Here is a 14,369-nt window from a genome sequence, read left to right as displayed (position 1 = left end):
GCTCACCGTGGCTTCTCGTCCAGCCAGCCGCCGCTGAAACCGGCGCGCTCCAAGCCCTTGCGCATGTACGGATTCTTGCGCATCACGTTCCACACGAAACCGCTGCGCCAGTTCTCGATCATCAGCACGATGGGGCCCTGATCGATGCCGATCTGCTTGTCGTCGGCCCAGCCCATGCCTTTCACAAGACGACCATCCTTCGGCACGGTACCCGTGTCGTAGCTTGGGTTGAAAGCATCGACGAAACCGTACTTGCCATAGATGGCGTCACCGTAGCGCTTCTTCATCTCCAGCAGCGCAGGCACCACGATCTCCGGGGCAAATGCGATGGAGCCGCCAGCGGCGGTCGGCGCGATGGTACCGTCATCGGAGACGTAATCGAGGCCCGCGCCGCGCGCGGTATAGCCGTAGAACGCGCGCGTACTGCCGTCGTCGCGTTTCACCATCGCATCGCCCGGTCCGTTGCAGGCGGTGAGGCCCCAGATGTTCTCGCCATAGCCCTCCCAGTGATTGGGGTTGGCGATGGCGTAGGAACGCTGGGCGTAGGTGGCCTGGCGGCTGTTCTGGAAATAGTCGGTCTGGTGATCGCGGCTCCACGCATCCTGGATGCCGCGGAAGTCGACCCAGGAATGGCTGTACTGGTGACCGAACATCGGCGCGAAGTTGAGGAAGGTACGTCCCTGAAACTCGCCCCATTGTTTGGGATAGGTGCTGGTCCAGGCCTGCCATGCATCGTCGCTCACCGGGTGCGTGGGCGAACCCAGCGCCAGCACGTACACCAGCATGCCTTCGTCGTAACCCTTCCAGTTGGATGGAATGAACTGGCCGCCCGGGGTCCAGCCCATGCTGATCAGCGGTGCCTTGGGCTGCATCCAGGTCCAGTCGACACGGCGATAGATGGTGTCGGCCAGCGCGCGGATCTGCTTTTCCTTGGCCGCGGAACGATCGAAATACGTTTGCGAGAACAACACGCCGCCCAGCAGCAGCGTCGTATCCACGCTCGACAGCTCGACCCCGCGCGAATAGCGCTTGCCGGTCTTCATGTCGAGGAAGTGGTAGAAGAAGCCGTGATAGCCGGTGGCGCCGTCTTCGCTGTCGTTCTGCGTGGCGTCGTTGAAAAAGCGCAGTGTGGCGAGTGTTCGGTCCACCGCCTGCTCACGCGTGATGTAGCCGCGCTCCACGCCCACGCCATAAGCGGTAAGTGCAAAACCCACCGAGGCGATGCTGGCGAACGAGTCGGCCGGCCAATGATCGGGTACCAGGCCGGTCACCGGATCGGCGCTGTCCCAGAACCACTGGAACGTGCGGTGCTCCAGTTCGTCGATGGCGGCGCGCTGGTCCTTAGGTAGTGCTTGGTACTTGAGCGCGGGCGCATCCGCCGGTGCCGCAAGAGCGACGCCGGACGCCAGCGTAAGTGCGCCTGCGAGAAGCGCGCGGAGGATTCGTTTGTGCATGATCGGTAGCCCTCTTGAACCCTTCCACTATCTCAGCCAATTGCGCGCTGCGATATCGACCGGGCTCTCAAAGAGAGGCCCGCAAAACGCGGGCCTCGTGAAATGCCATCGTCCTGACGGCTTTGGGGGGTGCCACTTAGAAGTTGATGCCTGCAGTGACCTTGAGGGTACGCGGGTAGCCGGTGATGTCGCCGGTGGGGTTATAGATCACCTGACGCCGTGTCACCTGTCCGTTCGTACCGATGGTCTGGATGTAGTCGACGTAGTTATTCCAGTTGAACGCATTGAGCAGGTCGATGCGCACGTAACCGTTGAAGTTGCCCCAGATCTTGAAGTTCTTGGTGGCCTGCAGATCGAGGTCGCGATAACCGAATACCTTGCCGCCGACCAGGAAACGCCCCGTTCCCGGCGGCTGGATCGAGAAGTTCAGGCAGCCGCCGCCGTTGACCGTGCCGTTATCCACGCCCGTCGGTGGCGCCCAGCCGCATTGGAGTCCGAGGTCAGGTATCGGCGTGGCCAGGGTCAACTTGCTGCCAAACACGAAGCCCCACGGGCCATCGAGCGAGCCGGTGGCAACGAAACGATGCTTGGCGAGCGCGGCATCGGTGAACGGGTATTTCCCTATCGTCTCGTAATCGAACGCGTATTGGTCAGTGGGATCCTGGTTGTCGTTGTTTTGCACCGCATTCGTGTACGTGTAGGCGAACGATGCACTCCAGTGCGAGTCGGCGGTGTACGGCTTCTCCACCGACAGCAGGAGCTGGTTGGTCTTGGTCTTCAAGCCGTTGTTGCCAATGATCAGGCTACCGTAGCCAGGGATGCCGAAGCTCCACGGCTGACTGCCGTTCTGCCAAAAGCTGCCGTTCGGATAGCGGTTACCCAACGTATAGACAATGCCGTCGTGGCTCTTAATGTTCACGAAGGCGATACTGGTATTCCAATCGCCGATCTTGTTGCGCATACCAATGCTCAACTGATCGGAATATGGCGCCTTCAAGTTGTTGTTGATCATGTCCACTTCCTTGCCCGCTGTGCTGTTGGCGACCAGCGCTTGCAAGGCAGGAATGCTCAGGTAGGCCGGATTCCAGGCCAGGCAAGTTGGGCCAGCGGCACAAGGCACCAGCGGTGTATTGAAGTTGATCGTCGGCTGCGACAGCACCGACTTGGTCTGCTCGATCTGCAGCGATTCGTACAGGTTGCGATCGTACGAACGGCCCCAGCCGCCGAAGATCACGTGCTCTTCGTCGCCGAACAGATCATTGGAGAAGCCGAGGCGCGGCTGAATCTCGTTCTTCTGCGCCTTTCGGTTGTTACCGGTACTGATGTAGTTGTTGATGTTCACGCCGCCCTTGGCGAGCGTCTGCGCATAGGTTTGGCCCGTCGGTGCGTTCGGATCCTGCGAGTTGATCGCTGCGATGACGGAAGCCGGCGTCACGTAATTGAGGTACGAGGGCGTTTCTTCGTAATCCCAACGGACGCCGATGTTGAACGTCCAGTGATCGTCCACCTGCCAGTCGTCCTGGATGTAGGTGCCGAACTGTCTGTCGCGACTGGTCGCCACCGGGCTCTGGCCCGGCACCGGTGCGCCGAACTGGATCTTGTACGGGATGGATTCCGTACCGTCCGGACCCACCGCATAGGTAGCCAGCGCGTTGGTGTCACCGGCGTCTTGCGCCGTTAGTTTTACCGACTTGAACTTCACGCCCATCTTGATGACGTGATCGCCGTGCCACTGCACGTCATTGAGGGTGAAGTCGTCCGAAATCGCCGGACCTTTCTGGCCTTTGTTCTGGAACGAAAGCGGCGAGGCGCCATTGACGATCAGCGGCTGGTTCTGGTTGTTGTAGGCCGTGTATTGCGCCCCCACACCCGTGATGATCGGCGTCGGCGTGTAGAACGCATCTTCGTACGTCGCCTGTAGGCGGTTGAACCAGCTATCCGTACTGTGATCCCAGCGGATGTCGAAGCGCTTGTCAGTGTTATGCGTGTTGAGCGCCGTGTTAGCCGTGTTCTGCTCACCAATGCCACTGATGGCATTTTCGTTGCGGTACTTGCCGCTCACCTCAATGCGGTCGCGGTCGGTCGGCTCCCAATCCACCTTGCCAAACCAGTTGTTTTCCTTGAACGGCAGGCTCGCCGGACCTAGCTCGTTCTTGACGTTCTGCGGCAGGTTCGGCCAGAAGCTCGAATCACCCGCCGGCACGACAGTGATAGGGCTGTTGAACTCCTTGCCTTCATACGCGATGTAGAAATGCGCCTTGTCCTTGAGGAGGGGACCGCCGAAATCGAAGCCGTAGTCCTTCTCGTGCGAGTCGACCTTCCTGTCCGTCGCTTCTTCGGAAGGCGTCTTTGCGCGCATCGGGCCGTTGGTGAAGGTGCCGAATACGTCGCCGTGGAATTGGTTGGTGCCCGACTTTGTCTCGGCCGTAATCGCGGCACTGGAGAGCTGGTCGTACTCCGCCTTGTAGTTGGAGGTGATGACCTTGTACTCGGCCACGGCCAACTGCGGGAACGGATTGCCCTGGCTGTTGTTCTGTCCCGTGGTGCCGCCGGGAAGCACGTAGTTCTTCTGGCCCACGCCGTCGATATAGACGTTGATGTTGGAGCTGGCCTGCGCACCGGAACGCAAGCTGGTGTTGCCGTTGGCGTCACGCGTGAACACCATGCCGGGCACGGTATCGGCAAATTCCAGGAAGTTGCGCGATGCGGCGGGTGTGGTTTCGATCTGACGCATAGACACCAGCGTGCCCACTTCGGACGTCTTCACTTCCTGCAGCGTGGTGGCCGAGACGGTCACGCCGCCGAGGTTCTGGGCGTTGGCCTCAGCCGACGTGGCGGCAGTGGCCTGCTGCGCGCTCAGGTTCAACGTGAATACCGATGCCACCGTCACGGTGACCGTGCGTGCCGTGCCCGGGCCGGCATCGACTTGATAGGTGCCGGGCGGCAGCCCCACCAGTGCGTAGCTGCCGGCTTTGTCGGTGTGCGTGCGGCGCGTTGCACCCGTCGCCGTGTTCTTGGCAACCACGTCGACATCGGCCGGGCCCTGGCCACGAATGGTCGCATCCGAGCTCTGCGCCCAGCCGATGACGGGCACGGAAGAAGCCATCGCAAGCCCGATGGCGACAGCTAGTAAACGTTTACTTTTCTGGCGTAGAAAAATCATCTGGTTCTCCCCTCCCACAAAGGCCGCCGCTCAGACGAGCGCCGGAGGATGTTTCGGTGCGACGTTGGTTTGCTGTGCGCCACACGACTCGCGAGCGACTACGTCGCAACGGAGGGTGCGGATATGTGGGCCATCAGCGTGGCCCTTGCCTTCCATGAGCTCGGTAAGCAGGAGCAATGCGCTCTTGCCCAGTTCCGCGATGCTGACGCTCACGGTACTGAGCGAAGGCGTGACGTACCGTGCGATGAGGATGTCGTCGAATCCCGCGAGCGCAATGTCCTGCGGTACGCGGATGCCGGCTTCCTTGAAGGCATACAGGCAGCCCACCGCCATCATGTCGTTGGCAGCGAACACGGCGCGCGGACGCGTCGCCTGCGCGAGCAGAGCGCGGCCAGCGCGATAACCCGATTCCTCGGTGAAGTCGCCAGCCACGATGTTGAGCGGCGCCTTGGGCGCGAACTGCCCCATCGCCGCGCGATAACCTTTTTCGCGTTCCTGCGCGTCGTAGTTGCCGGCGGGTCCGGTAACAAGCGCCACCGTCTCGTGGCCGGTATCGAGCAGGTGTTTCACCATCGCCTGCGCGCCGGCGATGTTGTCCAGGTTGATCGCGGGAAAGCGCGGGTTGTCGACCGGGCTGTCCAGCAACACCACGGGCAGGTCCGAAGGCACGTTCTGCTCCAGGAACGGGCCATCGACGAACTCGGAAAGAATGATCATGCCGTCCACCCGGCCACGCATGGTGCGCACGGCTACCGCCGCGTCTTCCACGCCATCGTGCGAGCTGGATACGAGCAAGTGCAGGCCACGCGCACGGGCAGCCAGATCGATACCGCGGATCAACTCAGAGAAGAACTCGCCGAACAGATCCGGCAGCACGGCGCCGATGGTGTGAGTGCGGCCGGTGATCAGGCTGCGCGCGGCGTTATCGGGCACGTAGTGCAGCTTGGCCGCCGCCTTGCGCACCGCATCCTGCGTTTCCGCGGTGACGCCACCGAGGCCGTTGAGCACGCGCGACACCGACGCGATCGAGACTTTCGCCTCGCGCGCCACATCCTTGATGGTGGCCTTCTTGGTGGACACATCGGCTCCTGGGACACGTCAGTAGAAGAGCGTTCCTCCGCGTGTGCGGCGGAACGTAAACGTTTTCATCAAAACTTGTAAAGTCACGATATCAGACGATTCTTGATGCAGCGCAATAGTTTATGGACTGAAACCTCAAGCCCAATCGCGTAGCTGCGCGGTCGCTACCGCGGCTGCGTAGCTCTCGCGGCGCAACATCGATCGTTTGGTTTTCCGAAGGATTGAAACCTGAAGCGATCAGCCCTGGCTGCTGCGCCGGTGCGAAAACAGCCAGGGCCAGAGTTCGGGCGTGGCGTACGCCGGGCCCCAGGAGGCATGGCCCACACCCGGGAACTCGGTGTAGCGGACCTCGTCGCCACTATGTGTCAGCGCTTGATTCATGGCGTGCGATTCGGCCGGAGGCACCTGATCATCGACCGATCCGTTGAAGATCCACACCGGCGTCGACTTCACCCGGCCTGCCACCCAGGCATAGGGATCGACATGCGCGGGAATGCCGTAGACCTTCAGCTCCGGCATGTCATCCAGGGCACGCACGCCACCGCAGATCACCGCGCCGGCCGCAAACATGCCGGGATGATCCGCCAGGATCTGCCACACGCCATAGCCGCCCATGGAGAGGCCGTTGAGGTAAAGCCGCAAGCGGTCCCCGTGGTAGGCATGAATGCTCTTGTCCAGCGCGGCCATGGCGGCCTGCTCGACCTCGCCGCTCCACACAGTGTCGGCCGGTGCCTGCGGCACCACCACTACGGCGGGAAAGTCGTCGCCGTGTTCTTTCAGCCACAGCGGCAGGCCCTGCTTCAACGGGACCTGGTTGTCGTTGCCGCGTTCGCCGCTGCCGTGCAGAAACAGCACCACCGGCCACGCGCGATCCGCACTCCAGTCGCGGGGAACAAACACCTGGAAAGCGTGGCGATGGCCATTCACCGTCACCGCATCGGCGACGAAATGCGCATCGGCCGCTTGCGCTGTCGAAACCATGCCCAGCAGCAAGACTGCCGCCCATCCAAGGTGTTTTGCCGCCATGCCACTCTCCCGGGTGTCAGTCCACGGGAGAGTAGCTGGCGGACGATAGATCAGGCCAGCGCGGCCAGTACCTGCTCAGTGGAACGCACACGACCCAGGCGCGGGAAGATGTTTTCCACGGCGAAACGCTGCTGATCGGCGTTGCTGGAGCTCATCGCGTCTTCCACCAGCACCTGGTTGAAGCCCAGCTCGAAGGCGTTGCGCGCGGTGGATTCCACACCGATATTGGTGGACACGCCACCCAGCACAATCTGAGTGATGCCGCGGCGGCGCAGCTGCAGTTCGAGCTCGGTGCCGTAGAACGCGCCCCACTGACGCTTGGTGATGTGGATATCGCCGTCGGTGACGTTGAGCTCGTCGGCGTACTCCATCCAGTTGGCGGGCAACGTCATGTTGCGCGGCGGCTCGTCGGTCAGCGGACGCGGCATGTCGGCGCCGTCGGCGGACCAGCCCACGCGAACCAGCACCACCGGTGCCTTGAGCTCGCGGAAACGGGCGGCGAGGCGGCCGGCACGCGCGTTCACATCAGCGCTGGAATGCGGTCCGCCGGCGAACGGCGCGATGCCTTTTTGCAGGTCGATAAGGACGAGCGCGGTGGTGCGGGGGTCAAGCTTTTCCATCGGGAACTCCATGGATATGCGGGGATTGGGTAGTCATCAGCGTAGAATCGGCTGCGTTCATGCCGCGTCGAACACCGGCCGGAAATAGTCGCTATGTGAGGATAGCCTCACATTGGAGTTTATGAGGATGTCCTCACAAAAGACAAGCCAGGGCGGTCGTGCGCCCAGCCGTCGGCGTGGCCACGAGCGCGTGGCGACCTTGCTGGCGGCCGCGTCCGCCTGCTTCGTCGAAAAAGGTTTCGATGCAGCCACCATGACCGAGATCGCCGCCCGCGCGGAGGCCTCGATCGGCTCGCTCTACCAGTTCTTTCCCACCAAAGAGGCGCTTGCCGAGGCCCTGCTGAGCGAACACGCCAACGGCCTCAACGAGCGAATGGAACGGCTGGTCGCGCAAACGCCAGACTGGACAACGGAAGAACTTGCGGCGCGACTCATCCGTACCTTCGTGGACTATCGCAAGCAGCACCCGGCCATGGTCACGCTGACCGAGGTCGCCGGCGCCCTGCCTTCCATGCTGGGTCGCACCATTCGCCAACGTATGCGCGATTACCTTAGCCAGATCCTTGCGATCCACGCGCCACGCATTCCCGCCGGTGAGCTACGCCCCGCGGCGATGGTGGTGCAGCAGATGATGAAGGCCGCCGTGGCGCTTGAAAGCGAACAACCCGCGACCCTGCGTAAAGCCGCGCAAAACCAGCTGCAGCAAGCCCTCGCGCTGTATCTCACCGAGCTCGCTTCGCGCTCCTGAGAACGCTGTACCTCGCGCGTGCGCTACGTACGCGCGAGGCGTCCAGCCGTCTGGACGTCCGAATGTGCAGCGCGGCACGCGATTTTAAAGTTTTCAAAAGAAACTGTTGACAGACCGTTAGACGGCCCATTAGGGTCGAATGCATGTCGCAGCGCAACAGCCACGATCGCATAGCCGAACCGATTGGTCCCCCGACCATCGACGGCGCGCTGCGCCTTCGCAACAACCTCCTTCTTGCCCTTGTACTCGTACTCCTTATTACCAACGGAGGTGCGGGCTGAGGGCGTGTGTACAGGTAACTAGAAAGACCACCTGAATACGACCAAAGAACCCCGCACCCGGAAACGGATGCGGGGTTTTTTGTTGCCCAACGGCGCGTGCCAGCGGAGCCAAGCAATGACCCCAGAAACAACCAGCAACGAGAGCAGCGACGTGGGCGACGTAGCCACCGAACGCGTGCGCATCTTCGACACCACCCTGCGCGACGGCGAGCAAGCGCCCGGCTTTTCGATGGACCGCCGGGCGAAACTCCGCATGGCGCATGCGCTGGAAGCGCTTGGCGTGGACGTTCTGGAGGCGGGCTTCCCCAGCGCTTCGCCCGACGACTTTGCCTCCGTCGCTGAGATCGCCCGCGTGCTGCGCGGCCCCACGATCTGTGCGCTGGCCCGCTGCGTGGACGGCGATATCGATGCTTGCGGCCGCGCGCTGCAGGGTGCGCGCCGTTCGCGCATCCACTTGTTCCTCTCCACCAGTCCGCTGCACCGCGAACACAAGCTCAACATGAGCAAGCAGCAGGTGATCGACACCGCTTGCGCCGCCATCGAGCGCGCAAAGCAGCTATGCCACGAGGTGGAGTTCTCCGCCGAGGACGCTATGCGCACCGAGCCGGAATACCTGGTCGAGGTGTTCAGCGCGGCCATCGCCGCGGGCGCCACCACGGTGAACGCACCCGACACCGTGGGCTACACCACCCCCGCTGAAATCGCCGAACGCTTCGCCTACCTGCGCAAACACGTGCGCGGGGCGGAGAACGTGGTGTTCTCCAGCCACTGCCACGACGACCTGGGCATGGCGGTGGCCAACAGCCTCGCCGCCGTGTCTGCTGGCGCACGCCAGGTGGAATGCACCATCAACGGCATCGGCGAGCGCGCAGGCAATGCCTCGCTGGAAGAGATCGTGATGGCGCTGCGCGTGCGCCCCGCCTACTACGGCGTGGAAACCGGCATCGACACACGCAAGCTGTATCCCACTTCACGCCTGCTGACACAGCTGACTGGCCAGGCCGTGCCGCGCAACAAGGCGGTCGTGGGCGACAACGCCTTTGCGCACGAGTCGGGCATCCATCAGCACGGCATGCTCAAGCATCGCGGCACCTACGAAATCATGCGCCCGCAGGACGTTGGCATGGGCGAGACCAAGCTGGTGCTGGGCAAGCATTCCGGTCGCCACGCCCTGCGCCAGCGCTTGCAGACGCTGGGCCACGAAGTAGACGAGACCGCGATGGAAAGCATCTTCGCGCGCTTCAAGTCGCTGGCCGACAAAAAACGCGAAGTGCATGACGAAGACCTGGAAGCCATCGCGCTGGGCATGGACCCGGAAGCGACCGGCCCGTGGCGCATCGTGCAGCTCAACACCAATTCGCATATGAGCGGCAGCGCGTCGGCCTCGGTGAAGCTGTCGCACGACAACGGCGAAGAAGTGGGCGAAGCCGCTATCGGCGACGGCCCCGTGGATGCCGTGCTGCGCGCGATCGAGCGCGCCACTGGCACCACGCTCGACGTCACTCAGTTCGTAGTGCGCGCCGTCAGTGAGGGCGGTGACGCGCAGGGCCAGGCCAACCTTACGGCCCGCCACGCCGAGCGTGACTGGCGTGGGCTAGGCGTATCCACCGACATCATCGAAGCGACCGCGCATGCCGCGCTCGCCATCGTCAACCGCATCGAACGACAGCAACCCGTCTCGCAACGGGCGGCCGTCGCCAGCCTGTGATTCAAGGAGCCAACCGATGACTACGCCATTTCTCTGGCACAACGGCCAGATCAAACCCTGGACCGAGGCGACGGTCCACGTCAGCACCCACGCCCTGCATTACGGCTCCTCGGTATTCGAAGGCGAACGTGTGTATGCCACGCCACAGGGCCCCGCCTATTTCCGTCTCGCCGATCACACGCGTCGCCTGTTCGAATCCGCGCGCGTCTACGAAATCGAGATCGGCTACAGCGAAGACGAGATCAACGCCGCCTGTCACGAAGTGATTCGCGCGAACCGCATGAAATCTGCTTACGTGCGTCCCATCGTGTTCCGCGGCGCTGGTGGCCTCGGCGTGTTACCCAAGGCCGATTCGCCGGTGGACGTGGCGATCATGGCGCTGGAATGGGGTGCGTATCTGGGCGACGCTATCGAGCACGGTGCCGACGTGTGCGTATCCTCCTGGCACCGCCCCGCGCCGAACACCTTGCCGAGCTGGGCCAAGGCCGGCGGCAACTACCTCAGCAGCCAGTTGATCGCGCTCGAAGCGCGTCGCGGCGGCTACGCCGAAGGCATCGCACTGGGCCACAACGGCCTGCTGAGCGAAGGCGCGGGCGAGAACCTGTTCCTGGTGAAGAATGGCAAGCTACTCACCCCGCCGACCAGCGCGGGCATCCTGGCCGGCATCACGCGCGAATCGGTGATCACGCTGGCCGGCGAGATGGGCATCGCAGTGGAAGAACGCGACCTGCCCCGCGAAGCGCTGTACACCGCCGACGAGATCTTCATGACCGGCACCGCCGCTGAGATCACGCCGGTGCGTTCGGTGGATCGCAAGCAGGTGGGCGCAGGTCGTCCCGGCGATATCACGCGCGCACTGCAGAAAGCGTTCTTCGGCTTGTTCGACGGCACCACCGAGGACAAGTGGGGATGGTTAACGGCGGTATCCAATGTGGTCATCCCTGACCACGAAGATCAAAAAGCGGCCACCCATGGCCGTACTGCTCACCAACAGCCTGCTTCGTTGGGAGCAACGGCATGACCGCGAAGACCTTGTTCGAAAAGATCTGGGACGCGCACGTCGTCGCCGCTGAATCCACCGACACGCCGGCCATCCTCTACGTCGACCTGCATCTGGTGCACGAAGTGACCTCGCCGCAGGCTTTCAGCGAACTGCGCGAGCGCGGCCTGAAGTTGCGTCGCCCGGATCGCATGCTGGCCACGCTGGATCACTCCACGCCGACCCTGCCCACGGGCACGGACGGCGTGCGCCCCTACGCCAATCCGGAGGCGAAGGCGCAGGTAGAGCAACTGGAGAAAAACTGCCGCGAATTCGGCGTCGAACTGCACGGCTGGGACAGCAGCGATCGCGGCATCGTGCATGTGTTCGGTCCGGAACTGGGTGCCACGCAGCCGGGCATGACCATCGTGTGCGGCGACAGCCACACCTCCACCCATGGCGCGTTCGGCGCGCTGGCGTTCGGCATCGGCACCACCGAAGTCGGCCATGTGATGGCCACGCAGTGCCTGCTTCAGCGCAAGGCGAAGACGTTGGCCATTCATGTCGATGGTCACCTGCCCGCCGGCATCGGCGCCAAGGATCTGATCCTGCACATCATCGGCGAGATCGGCGTGGACGGCGGCACCGGCCATGTCATCGAGTACCGCGGCGCAGCCATCGAACAACTGTCGATGGAAGAGCGCATGACCGTGTGCAACATGTCCATCGAGGCCGGCGCGCGCGCCGGTTTGATCGCGCCGGACGAAACGACGTTCGCCTGGTTGAAGGGTCGCCCGCGCGCTCCGCAGGGTGCCGCATGGAACGAAGCCGTAGCGCGCTGGAAGGCACTGCGCACCGACACGGGCGCAGAGTACGACCGCGAAGTGCGCATCGACGCCAGCAAGATCCGCCCCACGGTGACCTACGGCACGCATCCGGGCATGGCCATCGCCATGGACAAGCCTGTACCGGCCGCGCGCAATGCACAGGAGAAGCGCGCCCTCGACTACATGAAGAGCGAAGCCGGCAAGCCGATGCAGGGCACGCCGGTGGACGTGGTGTTTGTCGGTAGCTGCACCAACTCGCGCCTGTCCGATCTACGTGAGGCCGCACGCGTGCTGCGTGGTCGTCGCGTGGCCGATGGCGTGCGCATGCTGGTGGTGCCGGGTTCCGAAGCGGTGCGCCGCGATGCCGAGAACGAAGGCCTGCATCACGTGTTCACGGCCGCAGGCGCCGAGTGGCGCGAACCGGGTTGTTCGATGTGCATCGCGATGAATGGCGATTTCGCGCAGCCGGGCCAGCTGGTGGTGAGCACGTCGAATCGTAATTTTGAGGGGCGACAGGGCAAGGGCGCACGCACGGTGTTGGCGAGTCCAGCGACGGCAGCGGCATCGGCCGTCGCGGGGCGCATTGCCGATCCACGTGAGTACATGACGGAGGTGGCGGCATGAGCATGCGCGCTTGTCTTCCTCTCCCCTCCGGGGAGAGGACCGAGGTGAGGGGCCAATCTTGCGAAAGCCCCGCATCGATTGCCTTTGCCGCGAGCACCCGCCCCTCACCCCAACCCTCTCCCACAAGGGGAGAGGGAGCAAACACCACCGCATCATGTTGTCCTTCGGAGGTTTGTTAATGCGCCCCATCACCCGCCTCCACTCCCGCACGGCCGTACTGCCGGACGAGAACATCGACACCGATCGCATCATCCCGGCGCGCTTTCTCACCACCACCGAGCGCGCAGGCCTGGGCAAGCTGTGCTTCAACGACTGGCGCTATCAGGCCGATGGCAGCGACAACCCCGCTTTTCCGCTCAACCAGCCGAAAGCTCAGGGTTGCTCCATCCTCGTCGCGGGCCGCAACTTCGGCTGTGGCTCCTCGCGCGAGCACGCGCCGTGGGCGCTGCTGGACTACGGCATCCACGCTGTGTTGTGCAGTGAGATCGCGGACATCTTCCGCAACAACGCGCTCAAGAACGGCCTGCTCGCCATTGTGCTGGACGAAGCCGAGCACCGCTGGCTGCTCGCCAATCCCGGTATCGAGCTGACCATCGACATACGCGAGCAGGTCATCGCCCTGCCGGATGGCGGCCACATCCGCTTCCAGCTCGAACCCTTTGCACGTCACTGCCTGCTCAACGGCGTGGACCAGCTGGGTTACCTCCAGCACCACCAAGACGCCATCACTGCCTACGAACAACGCGTGGAGAAAGCTGCATGAGAGCGCACATCGTCACCCTGCCCGGCGACGGCGTCGGCCCCGAAGTCACTGCAGCGGCCGTGGCCGTGCTCGACGCGGTTGCCGCGCACTACGACCATCATTTTCATTTCGAGGAACATCAGATCGGCGGTTGCGCCATCGACGCCACCGGCGAGCCGCTGCCCGCCGCGTCGCTGGAAGCATGCAAGGCCGCCGATGCCGTGCTGCTCGGCGCCGTCGGCGGCCCCAAGTGGTCCGACCCGAATGCACCGGTGCGCCCAGAACAGGGTTTGCTCGCGCTGCGCGCTGCGCTGGGCGTGTACGCCAACCTGCGCCCGCTGCAGGTGCATCCCGCGCTGGCTGAGTTGTCGCCGCTGAAGAACGAGAAGTTGAAGGACGTCGACGTGCTGTTCGTGCGCGAACTGACCGGTGGCGCGTACTTCGGCGCCAAGACGCGCACCATCGACACCGCCATCGACGAGTGCAAGTACACCGTGGCTGAAGTCGAGCGCGTGACGCGCCGTGCCTTCGAACTGGCACGCGAACGCCGCAAGCACGTCACCTCGGTGGACAAAGCCAACGTGCTGGAAACCTCGCGCCTGTGGCGCACTACGGTGCAGCGTATTGCCGCGGAGTATCCGGATGTGAAGCTGGAGCACCAACTGGTCGACTCGATGGCGATGCTGCTTCTCACGCAGCCGGGCAAGTACGACGTGGTGGTCACCGAAAACCTGTTCGGCGACATCCTCACCGATGAAGCTGCTGCACTCGCCGGTTCGCTGGGCTTGCTGCCGTCTGCCTCGCTGGGCGAAGGCAAGGCTGGTCTGTACGAACCCATCCACGGTTCCGCGCCGGATATCGCCGGCCAGGGCGTGGCCAACCCCACCGGCGCGATCCTTTCCGCCGCCATGTTGTTGCGTCATTCGCTGGGCCTGGAAGAAGAAGCGAGCACGGTGGAAGCCGCCGTCGCCGACGTACTGGAACACGGCCCACACACGCGTGATATCGGCGGCAGCGCCGGTACGCAGGACGTATTGAACGCGGTGCTGGCCGCCCTTGACGAACACGCCTGCAACGCAGCGGCTTTTCTGCGCTGGGGCCGGGCCTGCGGATGAGT

The 14,369-nt window shown here is 63.5% G+C and carries 11 protein-coding genes; 6 read left to right on the top strand and 5 right to left on the bottom strand.

All coding sequences use genetic code 11. The annotated features are described in order from the left end of the window. Window positions 1-2: 2 nt before the first annotated feature. The 5 genes from DyAD56_RS07955 to DyAD56_RS07935 all read right to left on the bottom strand — a co-directional run bounded on the left by DyAD56_RS07955 (window position 3) and on the right by DyAD56_RS07935 (window position 7,343). Complete coding sequence (locus DyAD56_RS07955) at window positions 3-1,454, bottom strand: glucoamylase family protein (protein WP_102302230.1); 1,452 nt, start codon at window positions 1,452-1,454, stop codon at window positions 3-5. Window positions 1,455-1,590: 136 nt separating this feature from the next. Then, entirely contained in the window at window positions 1,591-4,560 is a 2,970-nt protein-coding gene (locus DyAD56_RS07950) for a TonB-dependent receptor (RefSeq protein ID WP_102302229.1), read from the bottom strand. Between the two features lie 87 nt (window positions 4,561-4,647). Beyond that, window positions 4,648-5,697: a LacI family DNA-binding transcriptional regulator gene (locus tag DyAD56_RS07945; protein ID WP_102302228.1), complete on the bottom strand. Its 1,050-nt coding sequence runs from the start codon at window positions 5,695-5,697 to the stop codon at window positions 4,648-4,650. 237 nt (window positions 5,698-5,934) lie between these two features. After that, on the bottom strand, window positions 5,935-6,723 hold the full coding sequence (locus DyAD56_RS07940; RefSeq protein ID WP_233202333.1) for a prolyl oligopeptidase family serine peptidase: 789 nt from the start codon (window positions 6,721-6,723) through the stop codon (window positions 5,935-5,937). Window positions 6,724-6,773: 50 nt separating this feature from the next. Beyond that, entirely contained in the window at window positions 6,774-7,343 is a 570-nt protein-coding gene (locus DyAD56_RS07935; RefSeq protein WP_102302227.1) for a hydrolase, read from the bottom strand. A 127-nt stretch (window positions 7,344-7,470) separates the two neighbouring features. On the opposite strand from DyAD56_RS07935, the gene DyAD56_RS07930 reads away from it, so the two are divergent. The 6 genes from DyAD56_RS07930 to leuB all read left to right on the top strand — a co-directional run bounded on the left by DyAD56_RS07930 (window position 7,471) and on the right by leuB (window position 14,367). Beyond that, window positions 7,471-8,091 carry a TetR/AcrR family transcriptional regulator gene (locus DyAD56_RS07930; RefSeq protein WP_199178916.1) on the top strand — a complete coding sequence of 207 codons (621 nt, stop codon included), beginning with the start codon at window positions 7,471-7,473 and terminating at the stop codon, window positions 8,089-8,091. A 396-nt stretch (window positions 8,092-8,487) separates the two neighbouring features. Next, complete coding sequence (locus DyAD56_RS07925; RefSeq protein ID WP_102302225.1) at window positions 8,488-10,080, top strand: 2-isopropylmalate synthase; 1,593 nt, start codon at window positions 8,488-8,490, stop codon at window positions 10,078-10,080. Between the two features lie 16 nt (window positions 10,081-10,096). Further along, a complete protein-coding gene (locus tag DyAD56_RS07920) occupies window positions 10,097-11,101 on the top strand; it encodes a branched-chain amino acid transaminase (protein ID WP_102302224.1) in 1,005 nt (334 codons plus the stop codon). Beyond that, window positions 11,098-12,510: a 3-isopropylmalate dehydratase large subunit gene (gene leuC, locus DyAD56_RS07915; RefSeq protein WP_102302223.1), complete on the top strand. Its 1,413-nt coding sequence runs from the start codon at window positions 11,098-11,100 to the stop codon at window positions 12,508-12,510. The genes DyAD56_RS07920 and leuC overlap by 4 nt, the downstream gene beginning before the upstream one ends. A 178-nt stretch (window positions 12,511-12,688) precedes the next feature. Beyond that, window positions 12,689-13,273, top strand: coding sequence for a 3-isopropylmalate dehydratase small subunit (gene leuD / locus DyAD56_RS07910; RefSeq protein WP_102302222.1), 585 nt, complete (start codon window positions 12,689-12,691; stop codon window positions 13,271-13,273). Beyond that, window positions 13,270-14,367 (top strand): 3-isopropylmalate dehydrogenase, encoded by a 1,098-nt coding sequence (gene leuB, locus DyAD56_RS07905; protein WP_102302221.1) that lies wholly within the window; start codon window positions 13,270-13,272, stop codon window positions 14,365-14,367. Before leuD ends, leuB begins: the two co-directional genes overlap by 4 nt. Window positions 14,368-14,369: the final 2 nt, after the last annotated feature.

The sequence above is a fragment of the Dyella sp. AD56 genome (assembly GCF_002878475.1).
Classification (GTDB): domain Bacteria; phylum Pseudomonadota; class Gammaproteobacteria; order Xanthomonadales; family Rhodanobacteraceae; genus Dyella.
Note: the sequence above shows the minus strand (reverse complement) of the source record. Positions and strands in the feature narration are given on the sequence as shown.

Coding starts and splice junctions, on each gene's coding strand:
- leuB (WP_102302221.1), top strand. CDS start 13,270: ATGAGAGCGCACATCGTCACCCTGCCCGGCGACGGCGTCGGCCCCGAA.
- DyAD56_RS07935 (WP_102302227.1), bottom strand. CDS start 7,343: ATGGAAAAGCTTGACCCCCGCACCACCGCGCTCGTCCTTATCGACCTG.
- DyAD56_RS07940 (WP_233202333.1), bottom strand. CDS start 6,723: ATGGCGGCAAAACACCTTGGATGGGCGGCAGTCTTGCTGCTGGGCATG.
- DyAD56_RS07955 (WP_102302230.1), bottom strand. CDS start 1,454: ATGCACAAACGAATCCTCCGCGCGCTTCTCGCAGGCGCACTTACGCTG.
- DyAD56_RS07925 (WP_102302225.1), top strand. CDS start 8,488: ATGACCCCAGAAACAACCAGCAACGAGAGCAGCGACGTGGGCGACGTA.
- DyAD56_RS07950 (WP_102302229.1), bottom strand. CDS start 4,560: ATGGCTTCTTCCGTGCCCGTCATCGGCTGGGCGCAGAGCTCGGATGCG.
- DyAD56_RS07920 (WP_102302224.1), top strand. CDS start 10,097: ATGACTACGCCATTTCTCTGGCACAACGGCCAGATCAAACCCTGGACC.
- DyAD56_RS07930 (WP_199178916.1), top strand. CDS start 7,471: ATGTCCTCACAAAAGACAAGCCAGGGCGGTCGTGCGCCCAGCCGTCGG.
- leuC (WP_102302223.1), top strand. CDS start 11,098: ATGACCGCGAAGACCTTGTTCGAAAAGATCTGGGACGCGCACGTCGTC.
- leuD (WP_102302222.1), top strand. CDS start 12,689: ATGCGCCCCATCACCCGCCTCCACTCCCGCACGGCCGTACTGCCGGAC.